Genomic DNA, 22,024 nt, shown 5'->3' with positions numbered 1-22,024 from the left:
ACTACGCTAAACCTGAGCCCGCAAATCCCGCAGACGCAAGCCGGCGACCAGCAGAACCACTCCATACAAACCAGCACCTAATACCACTAGAGCGGTGAGCTTGAAAACTCGGTCCCATAAGTCTGCGTCTAGCCAAACGTCTGCCGAACCCACCCAGTACAAAAGCCCTGCCAACATAACACTATTTGCCAGCATCATACGCACGCCAACGGTTAACCAGCCGGGCTGCCAACGAAATACACCTGCTTTAATTAGACCCATCAATAACATACCTGCATTCAGGAAGGCCGACAGTGACGTTGCCAACGCAAGCCCCACATGGTCAAAAGACCAAACAAGCATCAAATTGAATAGCATATTGGCAACCATTGACCATATGGCAATTCGTACAGGTGTTTTCATGTCTTGCCGTGAAAAATACCCGGTTGCCAGCACTTTAATCAGCATGAATGCCAAGAGCCCAACAGCATAGGCGCGCAAACTCATGGAGGCCATTAGCACATCTCGATCCGTCATTTGCCCGTAATGAAATAACGTCGTAATCAAAGGCTCAGCCAAGACAAACAAGGCCAGCGCGGCAGGCAAGCCAATTAACAAAATCATGCGCACAGCCCAGTCCAACGTCCGCGCAAAGGTTTCATCACTTTTTGCCGCATGATTGCGTGACAAGGCTGGAAGAATCACCGTTGCGATGGCGATACCAAACACCCCTAAGGGCAATTCAACCAGACGATCTGAATAGTACAACCACGACACACTGCCCGTTTGTAAAAAAGAGGCCAGCACTGTATCCAGTAACAGATTAATTTGTGCCACCGACACGCCAAAGAGCGCAGGAACCATCAACGTCATAATGCGCTTTACACCCTCATCCTGCCAACCCAGCTGAGGCCTTGGCAACAAACGAATCCGGGCTAAAAACGGCAACTGAAACAAGAGCTGCATGACACCGGCGAGAAACACACCCCAAGCCAATGCTAGCACGGGGGGGTCAAAGAAGGGACTTAACCACAACGCAGACCCGATCAAACACACATTCAGTAGCACTGGCGTGAAAGCAGGCACAGCAAAACGCTCGTAACTGTTCAAAATAGCACCACAAAAGGCCGTTAAGGAAATCAGCATCAAATAGGGAAACGTAATCCGCAGCATGTCAGCCGCTAACGGAAAGCGTTCATCTTGGGCCAAATAGAACCCTGGCGCAAAGACGGCAGCCAAAACCGGAGCAGCCATCATTGCCACTAGACTCAACAGCAGCAGAATCATCCCCAAACTGCCCGCCACTCGATTAATCAAAAACTGAACAGCCGAATGGTCTCGCTGAGTTCGGTATTCAGACAACACGGGCACGAACGCTTGCGCAAAAGCACCTTCTGCAAATAAGCGTCGTAAAAAATTGGGAATTTTAAACGCAACAAAAAACGCGTCCGCATGACCACTGGCACCAAAGTAATTGGCAACCACAACATCTCTGACCAACCCCATCACACGAGACAGCAATGTCATCAAACCGACAAGCCCACTGGCACGCAACAGTCCCACTTTAGCTTTTTCCTTGTTTTCCAATTTCTTCCTGCCCAGAATCTGTTAATATAACGCCGTTGAAAAGCCCAAAGGCCCAACCTTACGTGACTGCCCTATAAATGGCAGATGATAACGATGTTTGTGACGGACTCCTAGCAAGAATTTTAATTTCTATTGCACTCATGGGTTGACATCCAAGCCGTTTACATGAATAATTTCGCGTCTGATTTTCGGCACTTCTTACCGCCGTATTTTTGATCAACCTAATGTTTAAAGGAGCCAGACTGTGGCTAATTCCGCAGGATCCCGTAAACGTGCTCGCCAGGCGGAGAAGCGTCGTCAGCAAAACGCTAGCCTGCGCTCCATGGCGCGTACTTATTTGAAAAAAATCATCAAAGCCCTCGACAGTGGTGACAAAGCCGCTGCTGAAGAAGCTTTCAAAACTGCCCAGCCTATCCTGGACAGCTCTGTTAGCAAAGGCATTTTCCACAAAAATAAGGTTGCTCGTCATAAGAGCCGCCTGAGTGCGAAAATCAAAGCCTTGGCTTAAGATGCACAACGCTGAATACTAAAAAACCGGCCAAGGCCGGTTTTTTTGCGTCTTATTCATAACCACATAAATGCAAATACACACATAACACGAAACAATGCTGCGCAACCCTGCAAAACACGATCACGCAAGCAATCTTAAGCCAACACCATATTGTCACGATGAATGAGCTCAGCCTCACCCACAAAACCCAAAATTGATTCGATATCTCGAGTAGGCTTACCGGCAATCCTTCGCGCATCATCAGCGCCATAGTTTACCAACCCCCGAGCAATTACCGCCCCGGTCTCATCAGCAACCACCACCATTTCTCCTCGAGAAAAATCACCACTCACATCAACCACTCCCGCCGGCAACAAACTCCGCCCCGAAGACGTCAGCGCAGACACCGCCCCCGCATCCACCACCAAGGTTCCACGCGCCTGCAAATGCCCTGCAATCCACTGCTTACGCGCCGCAACAGGCCCTCTATCAGGCGTCAACAACGTCCCTAATGCCTCTCCCGACTTCAACCTCACCAACACTTCAGGCTCACGCCCACTGGCAATCACCGTTACAGCTCCAGAGCGAGCCGCCAAGCGAGCCGCACGCACCTTTGTGGCCATACCACCCCGCCCAAGCTTACCGCCATCCCCAGCAACAGCCAGAACACGCTCCTCCTCAGCACGCGCTTCAGAGATCATCTGCGCATCGGGATTATGACGCGGATCCGCATCAAACAAGCCCTTCTGATCCGTTAGCAAAATCAGCGCATCCGCCTCGACCGCATTTGCAACCAACGCACCCAGGGTATCGTTATCACCAAAGCGGATTTCACTGGTGATAACCGTATCATTCTCATTAATGACAGCGACAACACCCAATTCAATCAGCGTTCGCAAAGTTGAGCGCGCATTCAAATAACGTTTACGATTTGAAAGATCATCATGCGTCAGCAACACTTGCGCCGTATGGATACCGTGGCGCATAAACTGCGCCTCCCAAGCCTGCACCAAGCCCATCTGACCCACAGCAGCAGCAGCCTGCAGACGATACACCTCCGACGGGCGATCCTTCCAACCCAAGCGCGTCATACCTTCGGCAACCGCTCCAGAGGACACGAGAACAATCTCCGTACCTTCTGCCCGCAAGCGAACCAACTGATCAACCCAAAGCGCTATCGCCTTTTGATCCAATCCCTTTCCATCATCTGTCAGCAATGCACTGCCGATCTTGACGACCCAACGGCCTTTTTTTGCCAACCTATTACGACCTGAGCTCAACTTTAGCGTCTCCGTCAACGAACATATTCCACTTCGACATCGTAATCATCGTCGTCGAAATCATCATCCCAATCAGCTTCTTCGCGCTTCGCACGCATCTCTTGACGCAAGCGCTCGAGATTCACTCGCGCCTCATGATCAATAATTGCACGCGTGGCTTGCTCTTCATCCAACAAGGCTGGATTTTCAGCAATCGCGGCAACTCGCGCATCCAAGAAGTCCTGCAAATCATGCACCAACGCCTGCAAACCCATTTTATTCAACGCTGAAATAGAATAAACAGGTCCCTGCCAATCCAACGCATCAACAACAGCCTGACACGCCGACTCACGCTCATCTTCAGGCAGCAAATCCAACTTATTCAACACCAACCAACGTGGCTGCTGCGCAAGCGTCGCACTAAAGCGCGTTAACTCACGCACCGCCACCTTAGCCGATTCTGCTGGAGACTGCTCATCCCATGGCGCCATATCCACCAAATGCAACAACACCCGATTACGCGCCAAGTGCTTCAAAAAGCGTATCCCTAAGCCCGCCCCCTCAGCCGCACCTTCAATGATTCCCGGTATATCGGCAACCACAAAGCTTCGATGCGCTTCTGTTCGAACGACACCCAAATTTGGAACCAAGGTCGTAAAGGGATAATCCGCCACTTTCGGACGAGCCGCAGACACAGAGCGAATGAACGTAGACTTACCTGCATTCGGTAATCCCAACAACCCTACATCTGCAAGAACTTTCAATTCCAAACGCAAATTACGCAACTCACCCGGAGATCCTTTTGTTGTCTGAGTCGGACTCCGATTTACACTGCTCTTATAACGGGTATTCCCCAGCCCATGGAAGCCACCTTGCGCCACTTTCTCTCTTTGGCCGATATAGGTTAAATCCGCCAGCACTTCATCCGTGTCCACATCAACCACTGTGGTACCCACCGGAACCTTAAGCACCAACTCTTCACCCTTACTACCTGTGCAATTTGCACCACGACCCGGCTGCCCATTCTGCGCATTGTATCGGCGGGTAAAGCGATAATCGATCAGCGTATTGAGACTCTCGTCCGCCTCAACCCATACCGATCCTCCATCACCTCCATCACCCCCATCAGGTCCACCCTTCGGATGAATTTTTCACGCCGAAAGCTCATACAGCCGTTTCCACCCTTGCCCGCTTCTACGGTAATCGTTGCTTCATCGACAAATTTCATCTTTTTTCCTCCCAAAGGATTTAAACCCAAAATGGGCAACTCACCCGCCAACGGACTATCCACATCCTTATGACAACATTGACGCACCAACATCCATAAACGCATATAAAAAAAGCCCCGCTAAGCGGAGCTTTTTTCACAAAACCACTGGCCGCTTATGCTGGCACTACAGTCACGTACTTACGCTTCTGAGGACCTTTAACGACAAACTTAACCACACCATCCGCTGTTGCAAAAAGAGTATGATCTTTGCCCAAACCGACGTTTGGACCTGCATGGAACTTAGTACCACGCTGACGAACCAGAATGTTGCCCGCCAATACCACTTGACCACCAAAACGCTTAACGCCAAGACGTTTCGCCTGTGAGTCACGGCCGTTACGCGTGGAACCACCCGCCTTCTTATGAGCCATTGTATCTATCTCCTATTCAGTTGTCGGATCAAATCACACCTGAAATCAGGCACTGATACCGGTAATCTTAACTTCAGTAAACCACTGACGGTGGCCCTGACGCTTCATGTGATGCTTACGGCGACGGAATTTGATGATGGTCACTTTCTCACCACGACCATGCCCAACAACCTCAGCAGAGACTTTAGCACCTTCAACAACAGGCGCACCTACTGTTACGTTATCACCATTACTAACCAACAATACGCGGTCAAAAGTGACACTTGCGCCTTGCTCAGCTGGCAATTTTTCTAACTTAATCGTTTGGCCTTCCTGCACACGGTACTGCTTACCGCCGCTAACAATTACTGCGAACATTTTCTTCTCCAAGTTATGCACTGTCCGGCTACTAGGACGAAACCTATTTCTAATGGCATACAAATCAAGACATTAAACACCTTACCAACTCAACTAAATGAGATAAAGGTGTGTTTGGCTCGGGTACCATATGATAGGGAGCGTTATTTGGACAGGCTCAGGGGCGGAGATTATACAGATTTAGGAAATACGGTTCAAGCCAATAAACCCGCTATTTCAGGGCAACCGAGCCTCATTTTGCGTTAAAAAAGCACCCTGACATCGATTGAATCTTGACATAGCCCCTCCTTCTCCCTAGCATGCCAGCAACATTAATTGAGCCGGCCTGACTTCAAAACATGCAGCCACACCAGTTAAACCCGATTATCGAACCCCAGTTTGATGCCGTTACGGACTTTATACTCAATCACTTAGGTTCTAACGTTCCTCTTGTCGAAAAGATGGGGCATTATATTGTCGAAAGCGGCGGCAAACGTTTACGCCCGCTTTTGGTTCTGCTCAGCGCCAATGCCTGCCAATATTCAGGCTCAAACCACATCCAACTGGCGGCTGTTATTGAATTCATACACACCGCCACGCTACTGCATGACGATGTCGTCGACAACTCCGAGTTACGCCGCGGCAATGCCACCGCCAATGCCAAATGGGGCAATGCGCCCAGCGTTCTTGTCGGTGATTTTCTTTATTCTCGCGCTTTTCAAATCATGGTCGAAATAGGCCGCATGGAAATCATGCAGGTTATCTCACACGCAACAACCATCATTGCAGAAGGCGAAGTTTTACAACTGCTTAACCAACGCAACCCTGACATCACCGAAGATGCCTACATGCAGGTTATCCTTGGCAAAACAGCCATGCTGTTTGAAGCCGCCACTGAGTGCGGCGCTATTTTAGCCGAGGCCTCTAGCGAATCCCAAGAAGCCATGCGTTTATATGGCCGCCATTTAGGCATTGCGTTTCAAGTGATTGATGACGTCATGGATTATCAATCCAGCAGCGAAGAGATGGGAAAAAACGTGGGTGATGATTTAGCCGAAGGCAAGGCAACACTCCCCCTCATTTATGCCATGCGCACAGGCACCCAAGATGAAAGAGATGTTTTACGCCAAGCGATACGAAAAGGCGGGATTGAACACTTACAATCGGTACTGGATATCGTTGCAAGAACCCAAGCCATAGACTACGCACTTGAGCAAGCACGCCATCAGTCTGATCTCGCCATTGCCGCGCTCGATGCAATACCGAACTCATCATTCAAAGACACGCTGATCACGCTCGCCAAGATGGCCACTCAGCGAAAACATTAAACCGAACCTCAAGACCAAACCGCACAGTCATCACTCAAAAAGATGCAGGTTTTAATGGGTTGCGCATTAAATAATCAACTCTGACTAATGTCAGATAGGCCATGAAAAGATATAATAGCGCCTATTAATTTTTGCAATCGGCCCTTGGATAGATAAAAACCAATGACTAGACCCTCCTCTTTTGAACGTGAAGACCTATTAAAATGCGGCTACGGCGAAATGTTTGGCCCTGGCAACGCACGACTCCCTGTCGGAAACATGCTGATGATGGATCGCATCATTAGTATCACTGAAGACGGCGGTGAGTTTGGTAAGGGCGAAATCATCGCAGAATTGGACATTACACCTGACCTTTGGTTTTTCGACTGCCATTTCCCAACCGATCCCGTGATGCCAGGCTGCTTAGGCCTTGATGCTATGTGGCAGATTGTTGGATTCTTTTTAGGCTGGAAAGGCAACAAAGGGCGTGGACGTGCACTCGGTGCCGGTGAAGTGAAATTCACAGGACAAGTACTGCCCACCGCAAAAAAAGTGACCTATCACATCCAACTTAAACGCGTTATCGAACGTAAACTGGTGATGGGCATTGCAGATGCAACCATGTCCGTCGATGGTCGCGAAATTTACACCGCAAAAGATTTACGTGTAGGGTTATTCACCTCCACCGAAAATTTCTAAAATAATAAAGCGTGTACTCACGATTTGTGGCTACACTAGATACTATAGACAGATAAACTTACGTTTTCGTACAAAGCAGAGAGAGTCTACACATGCGACGCGTTGTGGTTACCGGTATGGGAATCGTGTCTTGCCTTGGCAACGATACTGACACAGTTTTGGATTCACTGAAAGAAGGCCGCTCCGGCATACGTTTTCAGCCAGAATATCAAGCTCTTGGATTTCGTAGTCAAGTTGCAGGCAGCATTGATATCGATCTCGATAGCCTGATTGATCGCAAACTGCGTCGTTTCATGGGCAATGCATCGGCGTATGCCTACCTTGCCATGCAACAGGCAATTACGGATTCTGGCCTTACAGAAGACCAAGTATCCAATGTTCGCACAGGTCTCATTGCAGGCTCAGGTGGAGCCTCTTCAGCCGATATCGTCGAAACAGCTGACATCCTTCGCGATAAAGGTGTTCGACGCGTTGGACCCTATCGCGTAACACGCACCATGGGCTCCACTGTATCAGCCTGTTTAGCCACACCTTTCAAAATCAAAGGCGTCAACTATTCCATCACTTCCGCTTGTGCGACCAGTGCACACTGCATCGGCAATGCGATGGAGCTCATACAACTGGGTAAACAAGACGTTATTTTTGCAGGCGGTGGTGAAGAACTGCATTGGTCCCTCAGTGTCATGTTTGATGCAATGGGTGCGTTATCCAGCAAATACAATGACACTCCCGAAAAAGCCTCTAGAGCCTATGATGCAAATCGTGATGGGTTTGTTATTGCGGGCGGCGGCGGCATGCTCGTTCTTGAAGAACTTGAACATGCAAAAGCCCGTGGCGCAAAAATATATGCCGAACTCGTCGGTTATGGCGCAACGTCGGATGGCTATGACATGGTTGCCCCTTCTGGTGAAGGAGCCGTGCGTTGCATGCAACAAGCCATGGCAAGCGTCGACGGCCCAATCGACTACATTAACTCCCATGGCACCTCTACGCCAGCGGGTGACATTCAAGAACTGAAGGCAATGAAAACCCTGTTTGGTGATCAAATGCCTCCAGTCAGCTCCACTAAATCCTTGGCAGGTCACTCATTAGGGGCAACTGGTGTACAAGAAGCTATTTACTGCCTGCTAATGCAGCAACATAAATTCATCTGTGCCTCTGCAAATATCGAAACCCTAGACCCTGAAGCAGAAGGCTTGCCCGTTGTCACTCAACGCATGGACAACGTCGAACTTGAGCGTGTCATGTCGAACAGCTTTGGCTTTGGCGGTACCAATTCTACGCTGATTTTTCAACGATACGCTGGCTGATTCTTAGCCAAAAAAATGCCGGTGTAAGAACCGGCATTTTTTTTGGATTTCAGGCTAGGTTAGGCGCCCAGCAACTTCATACGTTCAAGCATCCACTCAGTCACTTCGGCATGCACATCTTCAACACTGCGTCCTTCCGTCAAGACTGCAGGGCCAATATGAACATCGATAACTCCCGGGTACTTAACGAATGACTTACCAGGCCACAAGCGCCCAGCATTATGCACAATCGGCACAATCGGCACGCCAGCTTTCACAGCCAACATAGCCCCGCCCTTATTAAACTTCCCTTCCTCTCCCACTTTAACCCGTGTTCCTTGAGGAACATCACAATGGGAATATCTTCACTTAGGCGAGCCGCTCCTTGCTCCAACAGCTGTTTCAGCGCTCCTCTGCGCTGTGACCGATCCAAGGCGATCGGCTTCAGAAGACCCAACGCCCAACCAAAAAAGGGAATCTTTAAAAGCTCTTTTTTAAGGACCACCACCTGTGGACGAACAAGGATTTGAAAATATAAGGTCTCCCATTCACTTTGATGGTTACCCAGAACAACAAAAGCGCCTGCATTTGGTAAATGCTCTCGCCCTTGAACTCGTGTATCCACCCCACACATCCACTTTAACCAGGAGATGTAGAAATAATTAATGCCAGTAAAAAAAGCAAAACGTTGACGAAAAGGCAGGAAGGGCCCGATTAGTAAACAGGGAATAGAGTAGAGTATCGTGATGGGGTAAAAACCAAGGGCAAATAAAAAGGCTCGAAATTTAAGCATGAGAATCCGCCTCATTTTGCGTTAAGGATTCAGCTTCACGTCGATTGTAAACAGGATTTGCATACATATTCCGCAAAAAATCTTCGGCTCGACCACTGACCTGAGCCAAGCGTGCCGCAAAGGCTTGCTCTGTTTTTGCATCAATGGATTCACCTGCCGCCACTAAATTGGATGGATGCAAGTAGTAGTCCGAGCGTATTTGACGGTCAATCTCCTGCGCCAACTGTTCTGGTGTTTCATAAATACCCCGGATAGGCTGACCAAACGACACATGCACATGACCTTTAGCCCCGGTAATACCTTTCACGATACTGTCGATATCTTCATATTGGCTTTTTTCGTACTTACCCGTCTCTTCTATTGCCGCCAACTCTCGTGCTTTCATTGCATCACAAGGATCGTATTCATAGGAGATGGAAACCGGCACAATATTCAGGCGCGTCACCATCTCAGCGAAACTACGCTGCTTACGATGCGACATATAAAACATTTTCAATAAGGTAGGGTCTGTTCTGTCATTTCCATCTTTTGACCGCCCTTCGCGCTGAGCAATCCAAACAGAATGGCCCGTCATAATGCTGTGGTCAATGTATTCTGACAGCTGCGTCATGGACGCCATCATTTCTCGCGGCGCTTTTAGCGAGCGACGCACAATAAAGCTCTTATTCAAACGCATCAAATCTGACACGTAGGGCTTTTTTAACAAATTATCGCCAATCGCAATTCGAACAGTATTCATACCATACTGGTACAAAGCCCAATTCACAAAGGCCGGGTCCATCGCAATATCACGATGGTTCGAGACAAACAGATACGCCTCTTGAGGGTCCAATTGATCGATACCGCTGCAACTCAACCTCGAGGTTGTTCGCGATATCATTTTTGTCATATAGCCCGCAATCAACGTTTGGAAGCTAGAAACCGTCTCGATTTCACCTACCTTAGCCGCTAACGCAATCCGGACTGCAGGGCGTAAAATGCGCAAAACCCATTTAGGCAAACGTGGGAACTGATAATGAGTGATAACATCTACAAACTCGTTATCACGCAACATACGTCCAAGGACCTCTGCGACTTCGTTGTCTCGATAGGGACGTATTGACTGAAAAGGATCAACCACTTGACTATGTTCACTCATGTTCTTAAAAACAGCCTCAGGGGACAAATGGGCTGTATTTTAGCTGTTTTCAAACGAAAATGCAGCGTAGTCCAACCAATAGCCTTACGAATGATGGTATTTTGATGAGTGCGCAGCATACCAATCGGCAAATGCGTCCTCATCCAATGCACGACTAAAGTAAAACCCTTGAAAGAACTCACACTCAAGCTGTTTCAATAATGCCTGCTGTGCTTGCGTTTCGACCCCCTCCGCCACCACTTTCATTCCTAAATTGTGCGCCATATTAATAATGGTGGTGACGATTGCCATGTCTTTCGTTTGTTCTTCTAAGCTCTGGACAAAGCGTTTATCAATTTTTAATCGATCAACCGGGAAGTTTTTTAAATGCGCTAAAGAGGAATACCCAGTACCAAAATCATCGATAGACAAGGACACGCCTTGCTCCTTCAATTTATTCATTACCGAGAGTGATTGACTCCCGTAGTTCATAATGATGCTTTCGGTCAACTCCAAATCCAGAAACGAGGGCGGCAGTCCTGAGCGCTGAAGCGCCTCGAACACTTCTTGCTCAACGCTGCCCAAATTAAACTGAACACCTGACAGATTTACCGCCATAAACTCCAAGTGGATACCCATGTCAAGCCAGTGTCGCATTTGCTGGCACGCCTGACGCAACACCCAGCGACCTAAAGGGATAATCAAGCCGCACTCTTCCGCCACGGGTATAAACCGATCAGGCCCTAATAGGTTCTGTTTATTTTGGTGCCAACGCACCAACGCTTCTGCGCCAACTACACGCTGAGTATGCGCATCAATCACAGGCTGGTAATGCAACACAAATTCATTATCTTTGAGCGCTTTGCGAATGCTATTTTCTAAATCTAAACGGCATCGTGCTTGAATTGTGAGCTCTTCTGTAAAAAATCGATACGTATTACGACCAAGACTTTTTGCCTGATTCATGGCCGTATCCGCATATTGAATAAGCTCGGTGGCCGTTGTCCCATCTTGGGGATACAAGCTAATGCCGATACTGGCTGCGCAGACAACTTCTAATCCAGAAGACAAGACAATCGGCTTTTGCATGAGTTCAAGTAAAGATTCGGCCTTCTGTGCTGCGCGCTCTGGATGAGAGAGACCTTCCAATACAACAATAAATTCGTCCCCTCCCGTCCTTGCCAGCGTATCCTCTTTACCCAAATGATGACTCAAACGTTGAGCCAGAGCCTTTAAACACCCATCACCTTCTTGATGACCATAGCTGTCATTTATATTTTTAAATCGGTCCAAATCAAGGTACAGCACCGCCACTTGTCGATCTTGCCCCTCGGCCTGATCAATCGCATGGTCAATGCGAGACAAGAGCAACAAGCGGTTTGGCAATTGAGTTAAAGGATCATAGTGTGTCAGTGTCTGAAGACGCTGTTCAGACTCCTTCTGATAACTCAAGTCGTTGAATATACCCACGTAATGGGTCGCTTGCCCCTGCTCATTAACCACCGTATTCAAGGACAAAAACTGTGGAAACACCTCACCTGTTTTACGACGATTCCATATCTCACCTCGCCAACTGCCCGTCTCCGCCAAACTTTTCCAAAGAGTTTGGTAAAAGGTGCGATGGTGTCGGCCTGATTTTATAAACCCTGGATTTTTGCCTAAGACTTCAGCTTCAGCATAACCAGTAATTTCGGTATAGGCTTTATTGACCGCAAGAATCGTCGGCTTCAGGTCGGCGATCAGCACTCCCTCACTGGTTGAATCAAACACAGCTTGAGCTTGCCGCAGGGCTGCATTCAGCTTTAATAACTCTCGATGCTCTTTACGCAGCTCAGAGGTTCGACATACTTTTTCAAGAAACGCAGCCAGCTCATATAAATAACCGTCATGTTTTGAGATGAAATCGTCGATGCCCAAGTGCAGCGCTTGTGCAATCACCTCTTCACTCCCCTGCCCTGTAATCAAGACCAAGGGTAAGGTCAATTGCCGAGTATGGCGAAGCTCTCTTACCAGTTCTAAACCATCTTTTCCGGGCAAACGATAATCAATCAAGACAAGATCGAACTCGGTGGGCTCGCTTGATTGCTCTGGTAGACGATCCAACACATCTGATGCGGATGACACCAAGGTCAGTTCGATATAAGGGGCATGTGTCGCCATAAAACGCAATGCCAAATCGGCATCATACGGGTTGTGCTCAACGTAGAGAACACGGATATGGCGACTTAAGTATTTAGGAACTGAACGAAAGCGCGCAAGTGCCGAAAACAAACTTGCCGCCAACCCTGGCAAATAGTCATTGCGTTTAACAACATATTCATCCGCACCTTGTTTGAGTGCGGCCAAACTAGACGCCTCATCACCTTGGCCTGTCAGTATCACCACTGAGATCGGAACACCCCGCTGTCTAACCCAAGACAGCGCTTCGAGCCCAGAACCATCAGGCAACCTTAAATCGGTTAGGAGTAAATGATAGTCATGGGATTGACTCAGCTTTACCATGCCATCGGCAAGGCTCGAGACTATATCAAGCTCAATCATGGCATGATGTTGTTGGAAATAGCGTCGTGTCAGATCTGCATCAACCGCATTATCTTCGATGTACAGTACGCGCATACTTATCGAGTCTCTGGGTGGTTAAGCGCACACCAATAAAGTTCTATCTGTTCGGCAACATCAATAAACTTCGCAAAGTCAACTGGCTTCACGATATAGGAATTGACACCCAACGAGTAAGCAGTCTTCATATCCACACCTTCAGATGAAGAGGTCAAAATAACAACCGGTATGGTTTTGTAGACGGGGTGTTGCTTGAGTTCTTTAAGCACCTCTAACCCATTCACCTTCGGCAGTTTTAAATCCAGCAGGATAACTAAAGGGGTACGCTCACCCGCATCCCAGCGTTCTATGTACGCTAATGCTTCTTCACCGTCACGCGCCACTTCGATTGGATTCAAAAAATGTTTGCGCTTAAAGGCACGTAAGGTCAAATCCAAATCAACGGGATTGTCCTCTACCAATAAGATCGGTTGCTGAAGATACGCCTGCGTCATAGATCAAACTCCAAAATAAATAGTGCACCCTTGCCTAGCTCACTTTCGGCTCTGACCTCACCGCCCATCCGCTGCATAGCTTTTTTAACCAGAGCCAATCCAACACCTGTCCCTGGAAAATCCTCACGTCGGTGAAGGCGTTGAAATATCTGAAAAATACGATCATGATATTTCATATCAAACCCGACCCCATTGTCCTTAACTTCAAGCACAAATCGAGTATCTGTTACTCGTCCACGAATTTCAACAATGGGCGGCTGCCTATTGATCGAAAACTTAAGCGCATTCGTCAAGATATTCCGTATCACTAGCGCAAAGCCATCTGGATCCAACTCAAGCTGACAGGAAGGTAGGTCGATTGTAATTTTGGCCTGAGGGTGAGGGTCGGTCTTTAAGGAATGCTCAACCAACTCTTTAACAAATAGACTGACATCAAACGCTTGTGCTTGGAGTGTCTTACGCTCAATACGCGAGTAGGATAATAAATCTTCTATGAGTTGATGCATCTGCCCTACACCATCCCTGATGTTGCGTAGAAAGGTTTCACCTTCTTCATCCAATTGGTTTCGGTAAGCCTCCATTAATAACTGGCTGTATCCATCAATACCCCTCAAGGGCGCCTTAAGATCATGCGAAACACTGTAGGTAAAGGCTTCCAGCTCCTGATTGGCAGCCTCAAGCGCGTTTGTTCGCTCTTCAACTCGCTGTTCCAACACATCATTTAATTCACGTATTTGCAGCTCAGACCGTTTAAGCTCCGTCACATCGACAACCACTCCATAGATGATGGCGACGTGCCCCAATTCATCCCGAACCAACCAGGTCCGATCATCAACCATAGCTCCTCTTGATTAGCGCATAGAATGCGATACTCCTGACGATAATCATCGGGGCCATTGGCTAAATAATGGGTAACCTCGGCTAATATTCGTGCTTGATCATCGGGATGAATCAGATCAAAGAAATGTATTTTACCTTGGATAAAATCTTCAACCGAATACCCCCAGCTATTCACACTTTCACTGACGAAATTGACAGGCCAGCCGGGCAAATTCTTCCATTCAAACACAACAATCGGTGAGCGATTGATGAGGCCCACTAAGTGTTTTTCACGGTCAAGCGCTAACGACAGATGATCGGCCATCCGGTTAATCGCTTGGGCAATTTCTGACATTTCATTTCGACCTGAGATGTGACAGCGCGCTGATAGGTTACCTCGCCCGATCTGGGTCAAGGTCTGCAATACCGCTTTGCTGCGCCGAAACCAGACAACATACATGGCAATGGCCAGCAACATGGCCGCCAATAAAAATGTGACACCGTCTTTAAAGGTCATTCTCAATACTTGTGTGCGATAGTAGGCCATCTGCGGCGAGAGATCGCGTACCACAATTAAATGTCCGTACTCTAGAGCGAGGTATCCGATGAGTGTAAGAGTGTTTGAGGCTCGTTCCACCTCAATCTCTGAAGATGCGTTTAACAAAAGGTGGCTGACCGTACTCATAAGCAAAGCATCGTTGTCGAGAAGCGTTGAGTCAAACGATCTACCGGGTTCAAACTCAGATAGACTCATGACAAGATTGAAATCTTGATCCAATATAAAACTGTACCGAGTCAGTGCTCGCGTGGATGAAATAGAGAATTGCAGCTGTTGCTCATCAAATCGTGCTTGATTATGCAAATCATTCAGCGGTCGTTTTTGCAAGGTCAGATAATCCCTAAGCGTATCCTGTTCGGAGGCCAGTACTAAGCGCTCCAAACCGTCCATTTTTTGCTCATGATTATAAAAAACGCCTAATATGGCCACCACAGCTAAGAGGACGGGCGCCAAGATGCGCCCTGGGATCTCATTTATTATGGGGATATTCATTGATCTCCTTTCTCTATCCCTTAAGGTGTGCTTCTAGCGCCGCGCGCTGCTCCGACGTCAGCGGCATCGACTTGCCCTCATTAAAATTATAGCGAACCAACGCAGCTTCGCCCTTAGACCCAAGTTTTCCATCTTGCCATGCTTCCTGATACACACTAAAAGACGAATTACCAATGCGACTGATATAGGTTTTAATCTCTACCGGACTGTTCAAAAACAGCTCACCCACAAAGTCGACTTCAATGCGTGCTAAGATCAACTCCCAAGTCTTTGGGTTTAAGTCTGGCGTAAACAACTTAAACACATCATTACGGGCCACCTCAAACCATTGCGGAACACGTGTGTTGTTGATATGGCCTAAGGCATCAGTGTCGTAAAACGCAGGCGTAATCGTGAAACTAAACATATTTGCATCCTATTGTTCGTCGTGAGTCAACCAAGGTCTTAGTACACCTTGGCAATTGATCTTCACTTTAAGCCGAGCAAACAATAGATACAACCCTGCTAATTTACGATGAAGAAATAAAGCATCTACCGGTGGTGAGTGCCAGTAGCCTTGCCCAAAACTGAGTTCCATCCCCTGATCACGCAATCGTCGCGCTAAATCTGTGCTGGAAAAATCATAGGCATGATCAGCTTTCAAGGGCTCCAACGCTAAGCTAAACAAACGCATCACTGACGCCACTTGCCCTTCATTGACGGACTCACTGAAATACCCAATCTGGCGAGCCGCCTGCTCCATCAACTGCGAATCGCCCTGCACACCTGCTGTAAACAGCGCTCGGTATGCATCACAGATGGTTTTAGAGTAGACGCGTGTTGCGCCAAAGTCCAATAACACTAATTGTGATGTGGATGCATCGTAGAGGTAATTAGCAAAATTAGGATCTGTTTGAACTCTTCGAAACTCAAATAGCTCTTGAAAGAATAAGGACAGTAGGGCTTCGGCAACCTGTTGGCGGATGCCGTGCGATAGAGTTTCGACGCTCTCTAACGGCTCCCCCTGTTCATAACTCATCGCTAAAACATGCTGAGTACTGAGTTCAGGAATATACTCTGGTACGCGTATCTGTGGATTCCCCACCAGAGAATCTCGGTAATAGCGTAAGTGCGAGGCTTCTTGCTGGTAATCAGCCTCGGCATGAAGTTGCACTTTGGCCTCTTCAATCAACTCCGTCAAATCCAACCCCGCAGGCAGTAATCGAGACAGTTTAAGTAAGGACACGACATTATCAACGTCGGAGTCAATACTCTTTGCAACACCGGGATACTGGATTTTTAAAGCGACAACTTGACCATTTAACAGAACAGCGCGATGCACTTGGCCAATTGAAGCCGCGGCAATCGGGGTAAAACCAAACTGCTGAAACGAAGCCTGCCAGTCATTGCCAAAACTTTGCTCAAGGACCTCAGCTAACTGCAACATCGGCATCGGCGTCGCTGAAGCGCGCAATTGGGATAAAAGCTCCGACAGTTCCGCTGGCAAAAGATCACCTGCATCCATTGACAAGAGCTGTCCAACCTTCATCGCTGCACCACGCAAATGTGCTAGCTTTTCGGCCACGCGTTTCAGATTTGCGGGCGTCAGCAACACATCTTTCGGACTTGGTCGATGACCACTGCTGTATTGTCGAACACTTTCTGCAACAACCCCTCCCGCGACTCGCGTCACGAGACTGCCTAAGTGCATGATTCTGGATAAACGCCCTGAGGGCACGGCTTTGGTTTTGGGTTGCATAGTGCTTTCTCCTTTTTATTCAGTACGAGAAAGCACGAAGCATGGCTCACTGCTTACACAGCAACCTGACGGCTAAAAAATCTCGTTTGGCATCAGCCGCTCTGGCTCACTGATACTGGGTGGGTTGGTGCGAATCGGCATTTGCTCTAACAATTCGCTCTTTTCAATAATGATCTCTACGCGACGGTTACGTGCCCGATTCGCCTCGGTATCATTCGGAACTAGGGGACGACTGAACGCATACCCAGAGACGGTAAACCTCGCTTCATTGGTACGAGGATCAGAAAACAACTCATGGGCAACGGCTAAAGCTCTCGCCGCTGACAAATCCCAATTTGATTCAAACTGTCGACCAACATATGGCGTACTGTCCGTATGTCCTTGTACTGTAACCCGCCCTGGCACCGTTATCAGTACATCACGAATTCTCTCTAGCACTGGAATATAATCATCCTGTATCCGAGCAGACCCTTGCAAAAATGAACCTCGCTCCCGTACACGAATAATAATACGCGTACCATCCGTTTCAACCTCAATTGACCCTTCGCCAATTTCAGCTGACAGTGCCATAGCGAACTTCATTGCGTCTTGTTGAGCTTGCTCTTCTTGCTGTTGGCGCTGCTCCTCTTCCGACTCAGCTTGCCGTTCTTCCAATACAGACTCACCGACTTGTGAGCGCACATCCAGCGTATGCAACTCAACATTGGTGGTCATTTGTCTGACTTCATTTAAAGGCGTTGGCTCAGGACGGCCTGGGCTAAACTCTCTGGCAATGATTGACGTCCCTTTCGGAATATCTTCCACCTTAATCTGTGCTTGAACACCAAATGCCTCTCGCATCGAGCCCGCCAGTTGTTTAAATCTCAGAACGTCCATTTCCGAAAACGACAGCAGCAACACGAAAAAACACATGAGCAACGACATTAAGTCACCGAAAGTTGCCAACCATGCTGGCAACCCCGGTTTACAAGGAGGACAGTTGCATTCTTCTTCTGCACTCATCCTAACTAACCCTCGTTCCCTGCTGCTTTACTCGCCCGTTTTTTCTCAGGTAAGTAATTTCGTAACATTTGCTCAATAACACGCGGGTTTTGACCGGCTTGAATTGCCAACAACCCATCGATAATGAGCGCATTGTTTAGTGCTTCTTCGTTACGACGTAAATTCAATTTATCCGCAACAGGAATCGCAAACATATTCGCGAGCATCGCTCCATACAGGGTGGTTAACAACGCCACCGCCATCGCCGGGCCGATTGCTTTTGGATCGCTCATGTTGGACAACATTTGCACCAAGCCCACTAGCGTCCCGATCATGCCCATCGCTGGCCCTACATCTCCCATTGCAGAGAAGATCTTGGCTCCAAAATCATGACGATCATACGTCAAGCGAGCCTCTTTGTTCAGCAAGGATTTCACAACATCAGGATCATGGCCGTCTACCAATAACTGTATACCGCGCTGCATAAAGTCACTGGAGACTTTCTTATCCTCCAGCGATAGCAACCCGCCTTTCCGAGCGGCGTCCGCCATTTCAACGGTTTCGGCAATAATGCTTTCTGGACTGACGGATTTGAACATGAAGGCTTTCGCAGCCACTTTCCCTGCCGCTAAGAATTGCCCAAGTGTAAACTTCATGAGCACGACAAAAATAGTTCCGCCCATTACGATTAACAAGGAAGGCGGGTTAACGAAAATCCCAATATCGCCGCCCATTACCATCGCTGAGATAATAATTGCGAAGCTGCCTATCAACCCTACGAGCGTAGCTATATCCACTGAATACCCCTCAACAAGCGAAACTTCCCAAAACCCTATTCGAATTCGGTCTATAATAGCAGATTTATACCCTTGTTCATCGATTAATGAAACACCAAAATAGATGATTTCATTGACCGCGCGTTTAAGGTTTCGTAATTTGCTAGACTGAAGTCAAAGAGGATCCTGATAGATGACGACCGAAAGCAACCCCATCAGTTTTGAACAGTCGATCGCCCGCCTTGAGGCCCTCGTCGAAAAAATGGAACAAGGCGATCTTCCCATTGAAGAAGCATTAAAAACCTTCGAGGAAGGCATTTCATTAACACGTGAGTGCCAAATGCAACTCGAAAAGGCTGAGCAACGTGTGAATGTGTTAATTGAAGAAAATGGCGAAGCCGTGGCGTACCCCTTCAAAGACGAGGCACAATAATCGTGGATTTATCGGCGCAGCTAAAGCACTACACTGCTTTAACAGAAGAACACCTTAATGCTCAAATTCCGGCGCAAGTAGAACTCTACCCCTACTTACAAAATGCTATGCGTTACTCTCTGTTACAGGGCGGAAAACGCATACGCCCAGCGTTGGTATTCCTTGCCAATGCATTTTGTGGCGCTGATGACGAGAAGGCTCTGGCACCGGCTGCGGCCATTGAAATGATTCACACCTACTCGCTGATTCATGACGATTTACCCGCCATGGACAATGATGAACTTCGCCGTGGCAAACCCACCTGTCATATAGAGTTTGGTGAAGCCAATGCCATTTTAGCAGGTGATGCGTTACTGACGCTGGCCTTTGAAGTACTCAGTCGGCCCTCACCGCTCTACACACCTGAGTCTCAGCTCAAAATGATTCAGACACTTGCCGTTGCGGCAGGCCACAGAGATGGTGGCCGGGCAAGCATTTGATTTAGCCCACGAGGATCACCCTCTGACACTGGATCAACTCGAAGCCATGCATTGTCATAAAACAGGGGCGCTGATTTCTGCAAGCCTGACATTGGGTGCGCAAGCAGCCGACTGCCAAGATCAACAGGTGCTGCAGGACTTGTCTAGGTTTGGTCGTATTATTGGACTCGCCTTTCAAGTGAAAGATGACCTGCTCGATATCGAGGGCGACACACTAACGCTTGGCAAACCCTCAGGCTCAGATCTCGCACGCAATAAGCCCACCTACCCAGCCTTACTAGGCCTTCAAGGTGCCAAGGACAAACTTCTCAGCTTGCAAGCACAAGCCCACACATGCCTGCACTCCTATGGTTCCAGTTCGTCTGCCTTATTGGCACTCGCTGACTATATTGTTGAGCGTGATCATTAATGTTAGACACCTTTCCACTCACTCGCCCCAATACTCCGCTGCTCGATCTAATCGATACGCCTGATAAACTGCGTACCCTATCGCTCGAACAGCTCACACAACTTGCCGATGAAGTGCGTCTATGGCTGCTCTACTCAACTGCACAAACCGGGGGACACTTTGGGGCAGGCTTGGGTGTGGTTGAGTTAACCCTAGCGCTTCACCATTGTTTAAACACGCCGGATGATTTTCTTGTCTGGGATGTGGGGCATCAGTGCTACCCCCATAAAATTTTGACAGGTCGCAAAGACGCTATGCTCAGCATGCGGCAAGCACAGGGCTTGGCGCCTTTTCCCAAGCCAGATGAAAGCCCCTACGATGCGTTTGGGACAGGTCATTCCAGCACCTCAATTAGTGCTGCACTTGGCGCTGCATTGGCATTCCGATTGAAAGGATTGTCTCATAAAGCCGTTGCGGTGATTGGGGACGGCGCCATGACTGCAGGAATGGCGTTTGAAGCTTTAAACCATGCGGCTCATACCCAAGCGGACCTTCTCGTCATTCTTAACGACAATGACATGTCGATTTCACGCAATGAAGGTGGACTCGCAACCTATCTGGCCAATAATTTAAAAAATAAGACTGATGGTCAAACAACTGCCGCGCTGTTTGAAGCCTTAGCGTTTGAATATACAGGCCCTATTGATGGGCACAATCTGCCGGATCTCATCGCCAACCTGGATCGCGTATTGGCGGCTAAAGGACCACAATTCCTTCACGTGATTACCCGCAAAGGCAAAGGCTATGCGCCAGCGGAAGCCGACCCTGTCGGTTTTCACGCGATTAGTAAAATAGACCCCTTAACACCGCCGAAAAAACCAACACCCTCGCCCAAGTTTTGCAATATTTTTGGGCACTGGCTATGCGAAAAAGCAGCAACGGATACGCGTATCGTCGCTATCACACCCGCCATGCGCGAAGGCTCTGACCTAGTGCATTTTTCTGAGTTGTATCCTGACCGTTATTTTGATGTTGCGATTGCTGAACAACATGCGGTTACCTTGGCGGCTGGATTAGCGATTAAAGGTATGAAGCCTGTCGTCGCTATCTACTCGACGTTTTTACAACGCGCCTATGACCAAGTCATACATGATGTGGCCATCCAAAAGCTCAACGTTGTGTTTGCAGTTGACCGTGCAGGGTTGGTGGGTGAAGACGGTGCAACACATGCTGGCAATTTTGACTTAGCCTTTATGCGCACGCTTCCCAATATGACGTTACTGACTCCCGCAAATGAAGCAGAGTTAGTGCAAGCCTTAGAGTTCAGCCATCAGCAATCAGGGCCAGTGGCTGTGCGTTACCCGCGTGGCACTCCCGAAACATGGGGGCAGGCTGTCGAGACACCAGCCTACCCAACACCCTATGTTGCTTACCAAGCTCGGAAGCGATTGCCCTATTGAATTTTGGTCCCCTGTTGGCGAGAGCACAAGCCGTTGCCGAAGCCTTAAACATCACCATCTTCGATATGCGCTGTGTTAAACCTTTACATACAGACATGCTCACTGACATTTGCCGTCAATATCCAACGCTCATCACCTTAGAGGATCACAGCCTAGCGGGAGGGGCCGGATCGGCCATCAGCGAGTTCTTACACACGCATCGTATGTGCAATCGACTTGTCTGCCTGGGTATACCGGATGAGTGGATAGAACATGCCACGCGAGAAGAACAACTGGAGGCGTGTGGTTTATCGATTGAGCAAATGCGCGCCCGCATACTTAATCTGATAAACGAATAACCCTTATTTGA

24 protein-coding genes and 1 pseudogene are annotated in these 22,024 nt (G+C 48.4%); 9 read left to right on the top strand and 16 right to left on the bottom strand.

What is annotated here, in order from left to right; genetic code table 11:
- Positions 1-6: 6 nt before the first annotated feature.
- Positions 7-1,506 (bottom strand): murein biosynthesis integral membrane protein MurJ, encoded by a 1,500-nt coding sequence (gene murJ / locus D791_RS12430; protein WP_237748638.1) that lies wholly within the window; start codon positions 1,504-1,506, stop codon positions 7-9.
- A gap of 304 nt (positions 1,507-1,810) precedes the next feature.
- Here murJ and rpsT point away from each other — a divergent pair, with 304 nt between their 5' ends.
- The gene (gene rpsT, locus D791_RS12425) at positions 1,811-2,074 is read left to right on the top strand and encodes a 30S ribosomal protein S20 (RefSeq protein WP_036512113.1); all 264 of its coding nucleotides are present in this window, start codon (positions 1,811-1,813) and stop codon (positions 2,072-2,074) included.
- 137 nt (positions 2,075-2,211) lie between these two features.
- Here rpsT and proB read toward each other — a convergent pair whose 3' ends face one another.
- From proB to rplU, 4 genes and pseudogenes are all read right to left on the bottom strand, one after another.
- On the bottom strand, positions 2,212-3,336 hold the full coding sequence (gene proB / locus D791_RS12420; RefSeq protein WP_081763858.1) for a glutamate 5-kinase: 1,125 nt from the start codon (positions 3,334-3,336) through the stop codon (positions 2,212-2,214).
- 14 nt (positions 3,337-3,350) lie between these two features.
- A pseudogene (cgtA, locus tag D791_RS12415) lies at positions 3,351-4,543 on the bottom strand (Obg family GTPase CgtA).
- A 155-nt stretch (positions 4,544-4,698) separates the two neighbouring features.
- A complete protein-coding gene (gene rpmA / locus D791_RS12410; protein ID WP_036512107.1) occupies positions 4,699-4,956 on the bottom strand; it encodes a 50S ribosomal protein L27 in 258 nt (85 codons plus the stop codon).
- Positions 4,957-5,001: 45 nt separating this feature from the next.
- Positions 5,002-5,313: a 50S ribosomal protein L21 gene (gene rplU / locus D791_RS12405; RefSeq protein ID WP_036512105.1), complete on the bottom strand. Its 312-nt coding sequence runs from the start codon at positions 5,311-5,313 to the stop codon at positions 5,002-5,004.
- Between the two features lie 338 nt (positions 5,314-5,651).
- Between rplU and D791_RS12400 the strand changes: the two genes are divergently transcribed.
- The 3 genes from D791_RS12400 to fabB all read left to right on the top strand — a co-directional run bounded on the left by D791_RS12400 (position 5,652) and on the right by fabB (position 8,608).
- A complete protein-coding gene (locus D791_RS12400) occupies positions 5,652-6,620 on the top strand; it encodes a polyprenyl synthetase family protein (RefSeq protein WP_036512103.1) in 969 nt (322 codons plus the stop codon).
- Positions 6,621-6,782: 162 nt separating this feature from the next.
- Complete coding sequence (gene fabA / locus D791_RS12395; protein ID WP_036512101.1) at positions 6,783-7,298, top strand: bifunctional 3-hydroxydecanoyl-ACP dehydratase/trans-2-decenoyl-ACP isomerase; 516 nt, start codon at positions 6,783-6,785, stop codon at positions 7,296-7,298.
- A 92-nt stretch (positions 7,299-7,390) separates the two neighbouring features.
- Positions 7,391-8,608 (top strand): beta-ketoacyl-ACP synthase I, encoded by a 1,218-nt coding sequence (gene fabB, locus D791_RS12390; protein WP_036512099.1) that lies wholly within the window; start codon positions 7,391-7,393, stop codon positions 8,606-8,608.
- 59 nt (positions 8,609-8,667) lie between these two features.
- Here the strand turns inward: fabB and D791_RS21030 are convergent, their stop codons facing one another.
- The 11 genes from D791_RS21030 to pomA form a co-directional block, all read right to left on the bottom strand.
- On the bottom strand, positions 8,668-8,874 hold the full coding sequence (locus tag D791_RS21030) for a lysophospholipid acyltransferase family protein (protein WP_237748635.1): 207 nt from the start codon (positions 8,872-8,874) through the stop codon (positions 8,668-8,670).
- Positions 8,862-9,380, bottom strand: a complete 519-nt coding sequence (locus D791_RS12385; protein WP_237748634.1) for a lysophospholipid acyltransferase family protein — start codon at positions 9,378-9,380, stop codon at positions 8,862-8,864. The genes D791_RS21030 and D791_RS12385 overlap by 13 nt, the downstream gene beginning before the upstream one ends.
- Positions 9,373-10,518 (bottom strand): 1-acyl-sn-glycerol-3-phosphate acyltransferase, encoded by a 1,146-nt coding sequence (locus D791_RS12380; protein WP_036512097.1) that lies wholly within the window; start codon positions 10,516-10,518, stop codon positions 9,373-9,375. Before D791_RS12380 ends, D791_RS12385 begins: the two co-directional genes overlap by 8 nt.
- A gap of 84 nt (positions 10,519-10,602) precedes the next feature.
- The gene (locus D791_RS12375) at positions 10,603-13,113 is read right to left on the bottom strand and encodes an EAL domain-containing protein (RefSeq protein ID WP_051514487.1); all 2,511 of its coding nucleotides are present in this window, start codon (positions 13,111-13,113) and stop codon (positions 10,603-10,605) included.
- A 2-nt stretch (positions 13,114-13,115) separates the two neighbouring features.
- Complete coding sequence (locus D791_RS12370; RefSeq protein ID WP_036512094.1) at positions 13,116-13,550, bottom strand: response regulator; 435 nt, start codon at positions 13,548-13,550, stop codon at positions 13,116-13,118.
- Positions 13,547-14,389, bottom strand: a complete 843-nt coding sequence (locus D791_RS12365; protein WP_081763856.1) for a sensor histidine kinase — start codon at positions 14,387-14,389, stop codon at positions 13,547-13,549. Before D791_RS12365 ends, D791_RS12370 begins: the two co-directional genes overlap by 4 nt.
- Positions 14,311-15,420 carry a HAMP domain-containing protein gene (locus D791_RS19055; protein ID WP_051514485.1) on the bottom strand — a complete coding sequence of 370 codons (1,110 nt, stop codon included), beginning with the start codon at positions 15,418-15,420 and terminating at the stop codon, positions 14,311-14,313. Before D791_RS19055 ends, D791_RS12365 begins: the two co-directional genes overlap by 79 nt.
- 13 nt (positions 15,421-15,433) lie before the next feature.
- Positions 15,434-15,826, bottom strand: a complete 393-nt coding sequence (locus tag D791_RS12360) for an acyl-CoA thioesterase (RefSeq protein ID WP_036512091.1) — start codon at positions 15,824-15,826, stop codon at positions 15,434-15,436.
- A gap of 9 nt (positions 15,827-15,835) precedes the next feature.
- On the bottom strand, positions 15,836-17,158 hold the full coding sequence (locus D791_RS12355; protein ID WP_036512089.1) for an ABC1 kinase family protein: 1,323 nt from the start codon (positions 17,156-17,158) through the stop codon (positions 15,836-15,838).
- A 72-nt stretch (positions 17,159-17,230) separates the two neighbouring features.
- Entirely contained in the window at positions 17,231-18,160 is a 930-nt protein-coding gene (locus D791_RS12350; protein ID WP_036512087.1) for a flagellar motor protein MotB, read from the bottom strand.
- A 5-nt stretch (positions 18,161-18,165) separates the two neighbouring features.
- A complete protein-coding gene (gene pomA, locus D791_RS12345) occupies positions 18,166-18,936 on the bottom strand; it encodes a flagellar motor protein PomA (protein ID WP_036512085.1) in 771 nt (256 codons plus the stop codon).
- Between the two features lie 172 nt (positions 18,937-19,108).
- Here pomA and D791_RS12340 point away from each other — a divergent pair, with 172 nt between their 5' ends.
- From D791_RS12340 to D791_RS21025, 5 genes are read left to right on the top strand one after another with little or no spacing between them, the layout of a single operon-like run.
- Positions 19,109-19,348 carry an exodeoxyribonuclease VII small subunit gene (locus D791_RS12340; protein WP_036512083.1) on the top strand — a complete coding sequence of 80 codons (240 nt, stop codon included), beginning with the start codon at positions 19,109-19,111 and terminating at the stop codon, positions 19,346-19,348.
- A 2-nt stretch (positions 19,349-19,350) separates the two neighbouring features.
- Entirely contained in the window at positions 19,351-19,827 is a 477-nt protein-coding gene (locus D791_RS21485; RefSeq protein ID WP_272944843.1) for a polyprenyl synthetase family protein, read from the top strand.
- Positions 19,805-20,236 (top strand): polyprenyl synthetase family protein, encoded by a 432-nt coding sequence (locus tag D791_RS21480; RefSeq protein WP_272944842.1) that lies wholly within the window; start codon positions 19,805-19,807, stop codon positions 20,234-20,236. Before D791_RS21485 ends, D791_RS21480 begins: the two co-directional genes overlap by 23 nt.
- Entirely contained in the window at positions 20,236-21,675 is a 1,440-nt protein-coding gene (locus tag D791_RS12330) for a 1-deoxy-D-xylulose-5-phosphate synthase (RefSeq protein WP_237748633.1), read from the top strand. Before D791_RS21480 ends, D791_RS12330 begins: the two co-directional genes overlap by 1 nt.
- Positions 21,672-22,013, top strand: coding sequence for a transketolase C-terminal domain-containing protein (locus tag D791_RS21025; protein WP_237748632.1), 342 nt, complete (start codon positions 21,672-21,674; stop codon positions 22,011-22,013). Before D791_RS12330 ends, D791_RS21025 begins: the two co-directional genes overlap by 4 nt.
- Positions 22,014-22,024: the final 11 nt, after the last annotated feature.

The sequence above is a fragment of the Nitrincola nitratireducens genome (genome assembly GCF_000585235.1).
Taxonomy (GTDB): Bacteria; Pseudomonadota; Gammaproteobacteria; order Pseudomonadales; family Balneatricaceae; genus Nitrincola; species Nitrincola alkalisediminis.
The sequence above is the reverse complement of the archived record's forward strand: the minus strand, read 5'-3'. Positions and strand labels throughout refer to the sequence as shown.

What these genes read in the sequence shown, in the direction of transcription:
- rpmA (WP_036512107.1), bottom strand. Translation starts at nt 4,956, where the DNA reads ATGGCTCATAAGAAGGCGGGTGGTTCCACGCGTAACGGCCGTGACTCA.
- D791_RS12360 (WP_036512091.1), bottom strand. Translation starts at nt 15,826, where the DNA reads ATGTTTAGTTTCACGATTACGCCTGCGTTTTACGACACTGATGCCTTA.
- D791_RS12380 (WP_036512097.1), bottom strand. Translation starts at nt 10,518, where the DNA reads ATGAGTGAACATAGTCAAGTGGTTGATCCTTTTCAGTCAATACGTCCC.
- D791_RS21480 (WP_272944842.1), top strand. Translation starts at nt 19,805, where the DNA reads ATGGTGGCCGGGCAAGCATTTGATTTAGCCCACGAGGATCACCCTCTG.
- D791_RS12375 (WP_051514487.1), bottom strand. Translation starts at nt 13,113, where the DNA reads ATGCGCGTACTGTACATCGAAGATAATGCGGTTGATGCAGATCTGACA.
- fabA (WP_036512101.1), top strand. Translation starts at nt 6,783, where the DNA reads ATGACTAGACCCTCCTCTTTTGAACGTGAAGACCTATTAAAATGCGGC.
- D791_RS12355 (WP_036512089.1), bottom strand. Translation starts at nt 17,158, where the DNA reads ATGCAACCCAAAACCAAAGCCGTGCCCTCAGGGCGTTTATCCAGAATC.
- D791_RS21030 (WP_237748635.1), bottom strand. Translation starts at nt 8,874, where the DNA reads ATGTTGGCTGTGAAAGCTGGCGTGCCGATTGTGCCGATTGTGCATAAT.
- fabB (WP_036512099.1), top strand. Translation starts at nt 7,391, where the DNA reads ATGCGACGCGTTGTGGTTACCGGTATGGGAATCGTGTCTTGCCTTGGC.
- D791_RS12350 (WP_036512087.1), bottom strand. Translation starts at nt 18,160, where the DNA reads ATGAGTGCAGAAGAAGAATGCAACTGTCCTCCTTGTAAACCGGGGTTG.
- D791_RS12385 (WP_237748634.1), bottom strand. Translation starts at nt 9,380, where the DNA reads ATGCTTAAATTTCGAGCCTTTTTATTTGCCCTTGGTTTTTACCCCATC.
- murJ (WP_237748638.1), bottom strand. Translation starts at nt 1,506, where the DNA reads ATGACATTGCTGTCTCGTGTGATGGGGTTGGTCAGAGATGTTGTGGTT.
- D791_RS12365 (WP_081763856.1), bottom strand. Translation starts at nt 14,389, where the DNA reads ATGGTTGATGATCGGACCTGGTTGGTTCGGGATGAATTGGGGCACGTC.
- rplU (WP_036512105.1), bottom strand. Translation starts at nt 5,313, where the DNA reads ATGTTCGCAGTAATTGTTAGCGGCGGTAAGCAGTACCGTGTGCAGGAA.
- D791_RS19055 (WP_051514485.1), bottom strand. Translation starts at nt 15,420, where the DNA reads ATGAATATCCCCATAATAAATGAGATCCCAGGGCGCATCTTGGCGCCC.
- D791_RS12340 (WP_036512083.1), top strand. Translation starts at nt 19,109, where the DNA reads ATGACGACCGAAAGCAACCCCATCAGTTTTGAACAGTCGATCGCCCGC.
- D791_RS12330 (WP_237748633.1), top strand. Translation starts at nt 20,236, where the DNA reads ATGTTAGACACCTTTCCACTCACTCGCCCCAATACTCCGCTGCTCGAT.
- D791_RS12400 (WP_036512103.1), top strand. Translation starts at nt 5,652, where the DNA reads ATGCAGCCACACCAGTTAAACCCGATTATCGAACCCCAGTTTGATGCC.
- D791_RS12370 (WP_036512094.1), bottom strand. Translation starts at nt 13,550, where the DNA reads ATGACGCAGGCGTATCTTCAGCAACCGATCTTATTGGTAGAGGACAAT.